The organism is Hymenobacter bucti (assembly GCF_042681145.1).
In the GTDB taxonomy this organism is placed as follows: domain Bacteria; phylum Bacteroidota; class Bacteroidia; order Cytophagales; family Hymenobacteraceae; genus Hymenobacter; species Hymenobacter bucti.
Genome location: NZ_JBHUFD010000018.1, coordinates 185,570 through 198,117, shown reverse-complemented (window position 1 = coordinate 198,117; position 12,548 = coordinate 185,570). Strand labels below are relative to the sequence as shown.

Below are 12,548 nucleotides of genomic sequence, written 5' to 3'. Positions count from 1 at the left end.
CCGCCAACAAGCAGCTCTACTCCAGCTCTACGGCCGGGTCCCAGTACAGCTTTTTAAAATCAACTACTACGTCGTCTTCCACGCGCACGCCTTCGGCCTCCAGGCGCTCTTGCATGGCGGTGGGCGTGGGGAAGTGGTGCCGCCCCGTGAGCTGCCCTAGGCGGTTGACGACGCGGTGGGCGGGCACGGGTGCTTCGTTTTTCAGCGTGACGGCGTCGAGGTTGGCGGCCATGAGGGCGTAGCCCACGGTGCGGGCGCCGCGGCCGCTACCTAGGTAGTTGGCAATGGCGCCATAGCTTGTGACGCGGCCCGGCGGCACGAGGCGCGTAACCTGATGCACATCCTGAAAAAAATTGCGCTCTGCGGGCGGGGCGGCGGGTGGTGTGGGGGCGGCGGGCTTCTTCATACAAGGGGGCAAACGGAGGTGCCAGAGTGCAACTTAGGCCCGTCTGGTGCGTCCTTTGGCCCTAGCTGAACCCAAAGGGAGCCCGCTCGGTTGTCGGGGCCCGCCCCGTGGATTGGCTTGTCCCTTGTTTATCTGCTGATTAAGCAGCGCCGCGCCGCCTCCTACCTTCCTGATTTGCATTTTCTAGTCCGCCTGCCCGCTCCTTTTCGCGCCCTGCGCCTGTCGCCCACGGCCTGCCTGCTCGTGGCGAGCGGCGCCCTGCTTGCCGCTTGCCACGCCAAGCCCGACGAGGCCAAGGGCGGCGGCGGTGGCAAGGGCGATAAGAAAAATAACGGCCCCGCTTTAGTCGACGTGCTCGTGGCCCGGCCCTCGTCGGTGAGCGACTCGATAGAAGCCAACGGCACGGTGGTAGCCAACGACTTTGTGGAGCTGCATCCCGAGGTGAGCGGGCGCATCACCAGCCTCAACGTACAGGAGGGCCAGCGGGTGGCCAAGGGCACCATCATCGCCCGCGTCAACGACGCCGACCTGCGCGCCCAACTCCAGAAAACCAATGCCGTGCTGCGCGTAGCGCAGCTCTCGGTGAACCGCCTCGAAAAGCTGCTGAAGGTGCAGGGCGTGAACCAGGCCGACTACGACCTGGCCGTGAGCCAGGTGCAGAGCGGCCAGGCCGACGCCTCCTACACCCAGGCGCTCATCGCCAAGACCGTGGTGCGGGCGCCCTTCACCGGCGTGCTCGGCCTACGCCAAGTGAGCACCGGCGCCTACGTGACGCCGGCCACCATCATTGCCACCTTGCAGGCTGACAACAAGTTGAAGGTCGATTTTACCCTCCCCGAAACCTACGGCCGCCTCGTGCAGGCGGGCAAGGTGGTGACGGTGAACTTCGGCGGCAACCCGCCGCGCCGCTACGCGGCCACGGTGCAGGCGCTCGAAAGTCAGGTTAACCAAACCACCCGCAACCTGACGGTGCGGGCCCTGCTGCCGGCTGGCGCCCAGGTTAGCCCCGGCACGTTTGCTAGGGTGCAGGTGCCCACCGGCGCGGCCCGGCAGCGCGTGATATTACCCACCAACGCCATCATGCCCGGCGACAAATCGGACCAGGTGGTGCTGGTAAAGCACGGCAAGGCTCAGATGCAAAACGTGAAAACCGGCGACCGCCAAAACGACCAAATCGCCATCGTGAGCGGCCTGGCGGCCGGCGACTCGGTGGTAACGAATGGCGTGTTATTTACGCAGCCCGGTAAGCCGGTGAAGGTGCGAGGAGTGAAGTAGTTACGTGTCACGCCAGCACAACCTGGCCGTCACGCTGAGCGGAGCGCAGCGGAGTCGAAGCATCTCTACCGCTTCGTTGCTGACGCCAAAAGTTAGTTCACCGGTAGAGATGCTTCGACTCCGCTGCGCTGCGCTCTGCATGACAACGACTTAGTTTACAGCTATACAACATGAATATATCCGAGCTATCCCTCCAACGCCCGGTGCTGGCGACGGTACTTAACCTGCTGCTCATCCTATTTGGGGCGGTGGGGTTTTCGTTTTTGGCGCTGCGCGACTACCCGGCCATCGACCCGCCGATTATCAGCGTGAGCACCTCGTACACGGGCGCCAACGCCGACGTTATTGAAAACCAGATAACGGAGCCGCTGGAGAAGCAGATTAACGGCATTCCGGGCATCAAGTCGATTACCTCCAGCTCATCCCTAGGGTCGAGCAATATCACCGTCGAGTTCAACCTCGACGTGGACCTGGAGGCCGCCGCCTCCGACGTGCGCGACAAGGTGGGCCAGGGCGTACGCTCGCTGCCGCAGGACATCGACGCGCCGCCGGTGGTGGCCAAGTCCGACGCGAACTCGGATAACATTCTGATTCTGGCCGTGCAGAGCCGCACCAAGAATCTGATGGACCTCAGCGACTTTGCGGAAAATAATTTGCAGCAGCGCTTCCAGACGATTGATGGCGTATCGGCCATCAACATCTTCGGGCAGCAGCGCTACGCCATGCGCCTGTGGCTCGACCCGGCCAAGATGGACGCTTTCCAGGTGTCGTTTACCAACGTGCAGCAGGCCCTTAACGCGGAGAACGTGGAGGTGCCGGCCGGCAAAATCTACGGCGGCCAAACCGAGCTCACCATCCGCACGATGGCTCGCTTCACGACCGAGGCGCAGTTTCGCAACCTCATTTTGCGGGAGGACAAAAACGGCATCGTGCGCCTCGGCGACGTGGCGCGCGTGGTCCTAGGTCCCGAAAGCTACGAGCAGGCCTGGAAGGTGAACGGCGCCTACGCCATCGGCCTGGCCGTGGTGCCCCAGCCGGGCTCCAACTACGTGGCCATCGCCGAAGAATTTAACAAGCGCCTGGCCGAGGTACAGAAGGAAAACAAGTCGGATATCCAGATGCGGATACTGACCGATAATACCAAAATTGTCCGCAGCTCGATTGAGGAAGTGGAGGAAACGCTGGTCATTTCCTTCGGCCTGGTGGTAGTCGTGATTTTCTTCTTCTTTCGCAACTGGCTCACGGCGCTGCGCCCGCTTATCGACATTCCGATTTCGCTGATAGCCACGTTTTTCGTGATGTACCTAGCGGGATTCACCATCAATATTCTTACGCTCCTAGGTATCGTGCTGGCCACGGGCCTGGTGGTGGATGATGGTATCGTGGTGACGGAGAACATTTTCCGCAAGCTCGAAGAGGGCATGGACATCAAGCGGGCGGCGCTGGAAGGCAGCAAGGAAATCTTCTTCGCCGTTATCTCGACTTCGCTCACATTGGCGGTTGTGTTCCTGCCGGTGATATTTCTGGAAGGCTTCACGGGGCGCTTGTTCCGCGAATTTGGAGTAGTAGTGGCGGGCGCGGTGCTGATTTCGGCCTTTGTGTCGCTCACCATTACGCCGGTGCTCAACGTGGTGCTGCACCGCGAGAATACCAATAAGCAAGGCAGCGGCCACGGCAAGTTCTACGATATGACCGAGCCTTTCTTCCAGGGCATGGAAAGCTGGTACGGGCGCATCGTGGGCGGCTTTTTGAAGGTGCGCGCCCTGGCCTGGGTGGTGGTGGCGGCCTGCGCCGGCCTCATCTACTTCATCGGCAAAGGCATTCCGAACGAGCTGGCGCCGCTCGAAGACCGCAGCAGCGTGCGCATGACCCTAACCGGACCGGAGGGCATGAGCTTCGAGGCGATGGAAAAAGTGAGCGCCCAAGTGGCGGCCTTCGTGCGCGACTCGGTGCCCGAAAATGACTTTGTGTTTGCCCGCACGCCGGCCGGCGGCAGCGCCAACAGCGCGCAGGTGCGCCTAGGTCTCGTGCCACCCGACCAGCGCAAACGCACCCAGGACCAGATAGCCAAGTACCTCACCAAGAGCACCAAGCGCTTCAACGACGCCCGCATCTTCGTGGTGCAGGAGCAAACCATTGCGGTGGGCTCGGGCGCCAAGAGTAGCGTGCCAGTACAGTTTGTGTTGCAAAACACCGACCTAGAGAAGATAAAGGAAGCGCTGCCAAAGTTTCTGGCCGCGGCCCGGCAAGACCCCACGTTCCAGAACGTGGACGCAAACCTCAAATTTAACAAGCCCGAGGTGCAACTGACCTTTGACCGTCTCAAAATCAGGGACCTAGGGCTGACTACCCAGGACGTGGTGGCGGCCGTGCAGGGCGCCTTCGGCGGCCGGCGCATGGCGTACTTCCTGCTCAACGGCCGCCAGTACCAGGTAATCGGGCAGGTGGACCGCAACTCGCGCAGCGCCCCCAACGACATCAGCCGCCTCTACGTGACGAATAGCCGCGGCGAGAGCATCCCGCTGTCGTCGGTGGTGCACCAGGTCGAGAACTCCAACCCGAGCACGCTCTACCACTTCAACCGCCTGAAAGCGGCCACGTTGTCGGCGCAGCTGGCCGAGGGCAAAACCGTGGGCGACGGCGTGGCGGCCATGCAGGCCATTGCTGATAAAACGCTGGACGCCAGCTTCTCCACAGAACTCACGGGCTCATCGCGCGACTTTGCCGAGAGCTCGGGCAACACGGCTTTCGCCTTTATGCTGGCGCTGGTACTCATTTACCTGCTGCTGGCGGGGCAATTCGAAAGCTTCCGCGACCCGCTCACCATCCTCATTACGGTGCCGCTGGCTTTGGCCGGCGCGCTGCTCAGCCTGTGGCTGATGGGCCAGACGCTCAACATCTTCTCGCAAATCGGGATGATTATGCTCATCGGTTTGGTGACCAAAAACGGCATTCTTATCGTGGAATTTGCCAACCACCAGCGCGACCTAGGGCTGCCGCTGCACGAGGCCGTGCGCCTAGCGGCGCAGCAGCGCCTGCGGCCCATTTTGATGACCTCGCTGGCCACTGCCCTAGGTGCGTTACCCATCGCCATGAGCCTCGGGGCGGCCAGCACCAGCCGCAAGCCGCTGGGTACGGTCATCGTGGGCGGCATCCTGTTCTCCTTGATTTTGACGCTGTTGGTGATTCCGGCCGTGTACACGTTCATTGGCAAGGAGCACAAGCCAGACGCCGCCGACGGCCACCTAGTACCCGCCCACGAGCCCGCCGAAGTAGCCGCGTAATGCCCCATCAGCCTCTGCCTACCTCTGCGAAAATCTCTGCGAACCTCTGCGAGACACCGCGCCAGCACTCGCAGAACTTGTTTCCCATCATGAAACCTTTGCTCATCGGCCTCGGGCTCCTCAGCTTCTCCCCCGCCCTGGCCCAAACGCCCACGCCCGCCGTGCCGCCGCCCACCGTGGTAGCGGCCGACTCGGCCGCGCCCGTGCTCACGCTGCACGACGCGCTGCAAACGGCGCTCAAGAATAGCCTCGACATTCAAATCGGCCAGAATAATGTCGAGGTCCAAAGCCTGCAAAACACCTTGGGCTTTGCGGGCGGGCTGCCCACGGTGGGGCTGAATGTCAGCAACAACGTGGTGATTAACAACACCAACCAGCAGTTTAACACCGGCGACCCGCGCACCGCCACCGGCGCCCGCAGTACGCAGTACGCGGTGGGCCTGGCCGGCAACTACCTGCTCTACAACGGGGGCTACGTGGTGGCCAACCGCAAGCGCCTAGGCGAGCTCCAGCAAATCAGCGAGTTGCAGCTCAACTCGACGGTGCAGAACGTGCTGGCCGACGCCAGCCTCAAGTACTACGCCGTGGTGCAGCAGCAGCGCTACATCCGCACCCTGGAAGCCTCGGTAGAGGTATCGCGCCAGAAGCTGCGCCTCATCGACGCCCGGCAGGCGGTGGGCCTGGCCAACAATGCCGACCGCTTTCAGGCCCAGCTCGACCTTAATGCGCAGCTGCAAACCCAGCAGCAGCAGGCCCTGGCCGCCCAGCAAGCTAAAGCCGATTTACTGCGTGCCCTTACCCTCAACCTGGCCACGCCCATCGCGGTGGAAGACACCATTCCGGTGGACCGCTCGCTGCGCTGGACCGACCTCGAAGCGGCCCTAGCTCGCAACCCTGACCTGCTGGCCGCTGACCGCCAGGTGCGCGTAAATGAGCTGCTGACGCGCCTGGCCCAGGCCAACCGCTACCCCGCCCTGAGCCTGAACGCCGGCACCAACTACAACCGCGCCCAAAACGCGGTCGGCAACACGCTTTTCAACCAGAGCTACGGCCCCTACGGCGGCCTAGGGCTCACACTACCCGTCTACACCGGCGGCGTAAACAAGCGGCTGGTCGACGTGGCCCGCGTGAACACCCGCACGGCCGAATTGCAGCGCACCTCGCTTCAGCAAACCTACCTGACCAACGCCCGCAAAGCCTGGCTGGCCTACGAGCAAACGCTGGCCCTGGTCGACACCGCTGAGCAGAACTACACCACCGCCCGCCGGCTGCTCAAGCTCATCCAAATGCGCCTCGACGCGGGCATCTCGACGCTGGTCGATGTGCGGATAGCTCAGCAGAGCTTTGAGGATGCCGGCTACCGGCTGGTCACGTACCGCTACAATGCCAAGTCGGCCGAGATTACGCTGCGTCAGTTGGCGGCATTGCTGACGCCCTAGGCAGCTTTTTTTAATTTTACCAGCGCCTAGGCCAGCGGCCGCGGCAGTGGCAACGCTATTCAGGTTAGCATAAACTTGACCGCGTTGCCACTGCCGCGGCCGCCGCTGGTAAGGGGCGGCTAGTAGCGCACTAGTGTGCCGTTAAAAATGGCTTCTTGCCTGCGTAAGCGCACATTTATGACAATTTCAAGTTAATATTAAAACATTTACAGACAGCGAGTTGTTCAAAGCTTTGTCTCATCTAAAAATGAGCGCGAAAGCTATTACTGCCGAGCTAAACTGGCAGCTGACGAACCCGCTAACTGATGACTAAAATTGGATTATTGAGCTGTGCATTCCTAGCCATTACGGGCTGGAGCTCCTTTTACACGGCCCCTACCCCCTCGCGCCAGTCGGTAGCTTTTGCTACATTCTTTAACCTCCAGTCCGCGCACCTCGCTCAGGCACTTGCCGCCGCCAAGATGCTGGCGGCACTCCCTAAAACCTACACCGTGACGGCCACTGCCTACGAAGCCGTGGCGGGCCAGACCGACAGCGACCCCTTCGTGACGGCCGATAACTCGCGCATTCCACGGGGCTACAGCAGCCACACGCGCTGGCTGGCCCTCTCCCGCGACTTGCTGCGCCCTTGGGGCGGCCCCTTCGAGTACGGCGACACGGTGCGGGTGCGCGGCATCTCGCCCGCCCTCGACGGCGTATACACGGTGCACGATACAATGAACCGGCGCCACCGCCGCTGCCTCGATGTGCTGGTACACCCGCACGAGCACGTCGATTTATTTAAGGCGGGGGCCCAGCTACAGTTGGCGGCGCTGTAGCCGCCACGGCTGGCAGCGCCGGTGAACTTCTGGCCGCGTCCCACTCGTTAGGGCTGCTACGCCGGTCGCTGGCCAATGCAGCGGGCCTGGGTTTCAAAACCCACCCGGCAGTTCACTTATTAAAGAGCCTTTGACTAAGCTTACCTCACTACGCAGCAACCGGGCACCTGGTCCGCGCCCGGCCCTTGTGCGCCGGCGCCGGCCCGGCTTTACTATCACCCTAGGTTGGCTGGCGCTGGGAGCCCTGCTGCTGGTACTTGGCACGGCGGCGGCTCGCACCAGTGCGGCGCGGCGCGCTGCCGCGGCCAGCGCGGTGTACACGGTGCAGGCTACCGCCTATGAGGCCGTAGTGAGCCAAACCGATAGCAAACCCTTCGTGACGGCCGATAACTCGCGCATTCCGCGGGGCTATGGCAGCCACACGCGCTGGCTGGCCCTCTCCCGCGACCTGTTGCGCCCCTGGGGCGGCCCCTTCGAGTTTGGCGACAAGGTGCGGGTGCGCGGCATCTCGCCCGCCCTTGACGGCGTGTATACGGTGCACGATACTATGAACCGGCGCTATCGCCATCGGCTCGATGTGCTGGTGCACCCGCGCGAGCACGTTAGTATTTCGCAGGCGGGTGTGAAAATCCAGCGGGTTTCGGCTCCTCAGCGCCGCGGCGGCCCAAGTCGTTTGCTGCTGGCTCGCAAGGCGGGCCAGCGGACGCTGGCTCATCAGCGCCCGCGCCGGGAGCTGGCGCGGCACAGCCCTCGGCTACGTGGCCGGACCCGCGCCAAGCAGGCGGTAGTAGCTGCTGCGCCGCGTGCCGCCAGGCGCCTCGCCAAGCAGCCGGCCCGGCCCAGGCGGCCAGCCCTGGCTCGTCAAAAGCAAGGCGCTGCCAAACAACGACTTGCTGCCCACTCGAAGCGCGGTAAAAAGCGCGTAGCCGCCTAAGGGCACTTTTGCCGGCGGCCAGCCGCCGGGCCAATGCAAGGGCTTTGCGCTTGTGGTTGCCCACAGTTCCTTATCGGTACAACGGTTTTCTTACAAGCCGCGCGTGAGCGCTAGTATTCTACTGCGTACTTCACCCACAGCTTTGCTATCGAAAGATAAATGGAGTAGTGGCTGCTGAGGTCCAGCGCCTGCTTGATTTGGATGCGCGCTAACCTGATGTCTTTCAGCTCCTTCAAAACCTTATACGTGTTGTACACCATCATGTGCGCACAATACTTTTTGGAGGATTCGATTATTTGCTGGCTGCCCTGCTTGGGCAAATGCGACTGGATGCGCCCCAGCACATTCAGCAAATCTGGCACTAGCTGGTTATTACGGCTCTTTTCCCACGTAATGGAATGCGCCCTGATGCGGTAATCGGCCAGTATCTCGGGCGTGTAGGCCACTGGGTAGTAGCGGGCAATGCGCACCCACATCTCCCAGTCCTCCCCGTAGCTGGTGCCGTAGAAGCTACCCAGCTTTTCATACACCTCGCGGCGCACCGTCATGCACGCGTACTGGATGGGCTGGTGCTGGGCAATGCGCGCCAGCCAGTTATCCAAGATACCCTCCTCCGCCACCACCGCCGGCAGCGACAGCCGGTCGCCGTCCTCGCTGATGGACGCGTAGCGGCTAAACGCCGCCCCAATCTCGGGGTAGCGCTGGTGCAGAGCCGTCATTTTGGCGTAAAAGTCTGCCCCAATGCGGTCGTCGCCGTGCAAGAGGTGCACCAGGTGGCCGTTGGCGTGGTTGAGGCACGTTTCGAAATTGCGCAGGCTCCCCACGTTGGCCGGCTGCCGAAAGTAGTCAACCCGGCCCTGGCCGATGATCTTCACCAGCGCCTCCACATCGATATCGGTGCTGGCATCGTCCACTACTTGAATCTGCATCACATCGGCCCCTAGGTCTTGCTCTAGCACGCTGTGCAAGGTGTCTTCGAGGTAGGCAGCGCAGTTATAAACCGGTATCATCACCGACCACAAGGGTCGCGCCGCCGAATCGGGCAGCGCCGCTATGGTCGGGGCAGAAGTTGGGAATCGCGTGGGAAAAGCGGCCATGGATAGGAAAAACGTGGGGCTAGAGGCGGAAGGCACCCAGCAGCCCGAGCCCGTAAGCTCTTTCTGCCTGGTGTTAGAAGTTTGGTGCTACCTACTTTGGTAAGTCAGGCAGTGTTGATTATGCCATAATTGCCTTAGCGGCCAGCATAATAAATACTTATAATCAGCTAAAAATCAGAATTCAATCCAGCTACGCTAGTCCGGGGGTGGTGAAAGCGAGCCGCACTACACTACTATAAAAATGCCTATTTGTATTATGAGATAAATGTATTTAGTAAAACTTCACAATTAAAAATATTATCATTTTAATCCTATTCTTATAAGTTAATTACTACGCTTACTGTAGTAGCCGGCCGTATCTGCCATCAGAATGGCCTGGCGGCAGCACCGGGCCAGCACTCGTGGAGAGCGATGTCCGGTGCCGCCGCCAGGCCAGCGAAGAAGCGGTGATTACGGAAGTGGGCTGGGACGGAAATTCCTATTGACCCACCAAAAACACGGCGTTGCCAAACAGCAGCTTACCGCTCTGCCAGAAGGCGCGAAACAGCGGGTTGTCGCCCAGGTACACCACCTGCCCGCGGCCTAGGTCCTGCGCACCCAGCACGAACGTATCGACCAGCTGCGGCTGAGCTTGCTTGCCGGTGAAGCCCGCGGCGTAGCTGTTCTTCTTGATAACCCCGACGTTCCAGCCGCCCTGAGTCAGGAATTTATACCCTAGGGGGCTGCGTACCAACGCGTAGTACGTGTCGCCGTAGCCAAAAGCCAGCGGGTGCGAGTTGTCGAGGGCCACGCGGTAGATGCTGCCCTGGGCCTGCTCCTCCAGACCGCGGCGCTGAGCGTCGCCGTAGCGACGCAAGGCTTTGTAGGGGTTGGCGCCGGCCGTTTTACCAGCGGTTTTGCCGGTGGCGGCGCTGTCGCCGGCGGGGCGGGTTTTGAGCAGGAAATCGCGTTTATCGGCCAGAAAGCGGGCGGCGCCTTCCATGGCAATGAGCTTGCCGCCGCCGCGCACCCAGGTTTTGAGGGCTTCGAGGACGCGCTCGGGGTACACGTCGGCGTAGTTGCCATCGGGCAGGATGAGCACGTCAATCTTGGCCAGCGGCACCGTGCTGAGGTAGTCGGTGCCCAGCACCGTGATGGGGTAGCCGAGTTGCTGCTCAAAGAAGTGCCACACCTCGCCAAAGGCCGTAGCATCGGTGCCCGTGCCGGCCACCACGGCCACCGTGGGCGCCTTCACAAAGTGCACCGAGCCCGACCCTAGGTCGCCGCCGGTGGCCGAAAAGCCCGACTTCACGGCCTGCACCACGGTGCCCGCCGAGTCGGCCTGCGCCCGCACCAGCTGGTCGAATTTGGGCCCTAGGCCCTCGTTACCGGTGCGCGTGATGACCAGCGTACCTGGCTGGTATTTCTGCCCTTCGGCCTCAAAAGCCTTTTCGGCAAAGCGCACTTTTACTTTTTGCTGAAGCAATCGGCTCAGGAAGCGCACATCCTGGAGGCTGTTCCAGCGCGCCAGGTAGGCGTAGGGCTTGTCGATAGCAGCGGCGCTGCCTTTCACCATCGTAGTTGCGGGGGCGGCGCTGTTGGCGGCCAGCTGGCCAGGCAGCGCGTAGGCCTTCACCCCAAACGAGTAGGGCAAGGCCCAGGCCGTAATGTCGTAAGTGAGCGAGTCTTCGAGCTTGGGGCGCGGCTCGAATAGTACCTTGACCAACGTAGACTTGGGCTGGTACATGCTCACCACGATGTCGCGCGGCTCGATTTTCACCTCCTCCGTTTTATTCGACAGATAGTTGAAGCCTTTGGTTTTGACTTGCTTGGGCGCGAAGCCGTACTTGATTTCCTGGCGGTCGAGGTACTGCGTGAAGCTGCGCAGCTGGCCGGGGTCGTTGCCGGCCGCGATGACGAAGGTCTTATACTCGCCGCCGGGCTTGGTTTTGGCGGTGGTGAAGTAGGTCTCAAACTCGCGCAGCAGCTCGTCGTGGTGCTCGGCGGTGGCCTGAATGGTGGCCCGGCTGGCGGCGTGGTGGTGCGCAATGCGCTGGGTCAGGGTCAGCGTATCGCCATCGATGCGGCCGTAGCGCAGGCCGGCGGCCCCGCCCCCACCCTGCTCGTAGGTCATGCCGATAGCCCCGTTGAAGCTGGGCCAGGTGTCGCCGTAGGTTGGGGCGAATAAATCGTAGACTTCGCGGGTGAAATACAGCCAGTTGTTCTTGTCAAACACCTTCTCGTTGTAGTCGCCAATGACGCCCTGAAACTTGCGCTGAAACGGCGTGATGTCGGCGTGAAACGGCTTGGCGGCCGGCGAGAAATAGTACGAGTTATTCGGTCCCATCTCGTGGAAGTCAGCGTGCACGGCCGGCATCCACTGTGTATAAAGCGCGATGCGCTGGCGGCTTTCCTGCTGGGTTTGCCAGGCCCAGTCGCGGTTCAGGTCGAAGTAATAGTGGTTGTAGCGGCCGCCGGGCCAGGGCTCGCGGTGCTCCCAGGAGTAGGGCGAGGCGTTGGGCGTCTGGTTGTGCACGCGGTTGTACCAGTTCACGTAGCGGTCGTGGCCATCGGGGTTCACGCAGGGGTCGAGCAGCACCACCGTGTTTCGCAGATACTTCTGCATCTCGGCGTCCTGGGCATTGGCCAGGTCGTAGAGCACGGCCATCACGGCCTCCGAGCTCACGGCCTCGTTGCCGTGCACGTTGTAGCTGAGCCACGCCACGGCGGGCAGCTGGCGGCTGGCGGTGCCGCTTTCCAGGCTGGCCAGGCGGCGGTTGTTGTGGGCAATCTCGTCGAGCTTACTAAAGTTCTCTTTGCTAGCTACTTCTACTACTTGCAGGGGGCGGTGCTCGTAGGTTTGGCCGTAGCGCACCAGCTTCATCTGGCCGGGCGAGTGGGCTACCACGTGGGCGGCGTAGCGGTTCACGTCGGCCTGCGGCGTGAACCGCGCGCCCAGCTCATAACCCAGAAACTGGGCCGGCGTGAGCAGCGGTCCGGCCGCATCGGCGGCCGTGGTCTGGGCGTGAGCGGGGCCGGCGGCGAGCATACCCAGGGCCAGGCCACCGGCCGTTAGCAGCTGCAAAAATCCCCGTTGGGTAGTCGTAGTAGTGCGTTGCGTCATAGAAGGCGATAATGGTCCATTGAGCCAAAATTCATAGCGCAATAACGCACGCGCCCCCGGCTATTCCTACACCGCCGCCCTTGATATAAGCAAGACTATTCCTTGATAAAGCCAACCCTAGGGCCGAAAGAGCTCGCCTAAGTAGCCATGACCATCAGCATCCTAAAGCGGCGCTAGAGCCAGTAGCGGGGG

The 12,548-nt window shown here is 61.8% G+C and carries 8 protein-coding genes; 5 read left to right on the top strand and 3 right to left on the bottom strand.

All coding sequences use genetic code 11. The features are described from left to right. Positions 1–16: 16 nt before the first annotated feature. The gene (locus ACFSDX_RS19960; RefSeq protein ID WP_382316778.1) at positions 17–406 is read right to left on the bottom strand and encodes an MGMT family protein; all 390 of its coding nucleotides are present in this window, start codon (positions 404–406) and stop codon (positions 17–19) included. Between the two features lie 174 nt (positions 407–580). Here ACFSDX_RS19960 and ACFSDX_RS19955 point away from each other — a divergent pair, with 174 nt between their 5' ends. From ACFSDX_RS19955 to ACFSDX_RS19935, 5 genes are all read left to right on the top strand, one after another. Next, positions 581–1,681 (top strand): efflux RND transporter periplasmic adaptor subunit, encoded by a 1,101-nt coding sequence (locus tag ACFSDX_RS19955; protein ID WP_382316776.1) that lies wholly within the window; start codon positions 581–583, stop codon positions 1,679–1,681. A 170-nt stretch (positions 1,682–1,851) separates the two neighbouring features. After that, positions 1,852–4,965, top strand: a complete 3,114-nt coding sequence (locus ACFSDX_RS19950) for an efflux RND transporter permease subunit (protein ID WP_382316774.1) — start codon at positions 1,852–1,854, stop codon at positions 4,963–4,965. Between the two features lie 89 nt (positions 4,966–5,054). After that, entirely contained in the window at positions 5,055–6,404 is a 1,350-nt protein-coding gene (locus ACFSDX_RS19945; protein WP_382316772.1) for a TolC family protein, read from the top strand. 305 nt (positions 6,405–6,709) lie between these two features. Beyond that, positions 6,710–7,222 (top strand): RlpA-like double-psi beta-barrel domain-containing protein, encoded by a 513-nt coding sequence (locus tag ACFSDX_RS19940; protein ID WP_382316770.1) that lies wholly within the window; start codon positions 6,710–6,712, stop codon positions 7,220–7,222. A gap of 130 nt (positions 7,223–7,352) precedes the next feature. Next, a complete protein-coding gene (locus ACFSDX_RS19935; protein ID WP_382316769.1) occupies positions 7,353–8,156 on the top strand; it encodes an RlpA-like double-psi beta-barrel domain-containing protein in 804 nt (267 codons plus the stop codon). 110 nt (positions 8,157–8,266) lie between these two features. Here the strand turns inward: ACFSDX_RS19935 and ACFSDX_RS19930 are convergent, their stop codons facing one another. Both ACFSDX_RS19930 and ACFSDX_RS19925 read right to left on the bottom strand, forming a co-directional pair. Then, positions 8,267–9,253 (bottom strand): glycosyltransferase family 2 protein, encoded by a 987-nt coding sequence (locus tag ACFSDX_RS19930; RefSeq protein WP_382316767.1) that lies wholly within the window; start codon positions 9,251–9,253, stop codon positions 8,267–8,269. A gap of 478 nt (positions 9,254–9,731) precedes the next feature. Next, positions 9,732–12,356, bottom strand: coding sequence for a M14 family metallopeptidase (locus ACFSDX_RS19925; RefSeq protein ID WP_382316765.1), 2,625 nt, complete (start codon positions 12,354–12,356; stop codon positions 9,732–9,734). Between the last annotated feature and the right edge of the window lie 192 nt (positions 12,357–12,548).

Excerpts from the sequence above, each read along its gene's own strand:
- ACFSDX_RS19960 (WP_382316778.1), bottom strand. The coding sequence starts at position 406 with ATGAAGAAGCCCGCCGCCCCCACACCACCCGCCGCCCCGCCCGCAGAG.
- ACFSDX_RS19950 (WP_382316774.1), top strand. The coding sequence starts at position 1,852 with ATGAATATATCCGAGCTATCCCTCCAACGCCCGGTGCTGGCGACGGTA.
- ACFSDX_RS19945 (WP_382316772.1), top strand. The coding sequence starts at position 5,055 with ATGAAACCTTTGCTCATCGGCCTCGGGCTCCTCAGCTTCTCCCCCGCC.
- ACFSDX_RS19940 (WP_382316770.1), top strand. The coding sequence starts at position 6,710 with ATGACTAAAATTGGATTATTGAGCTGTGCATTCCTAGCCATTACGGGC.
- ACFSDX_RS19930 (WP_382316767.1), bottom strand. The coding sequence starts at position 9,253 with ATGGCCGCTTTTCCCACGCGATTCCCAACTTCTGCCCCGACCATAGCG.
- ACFSDX_RS19925 (WP_382316765.1), bottom strand. The coding sequence starts at position 12,356 with ATGACGCAACGCACTACTACGACTACCCAACGGGGATTTTTGCAGCTG.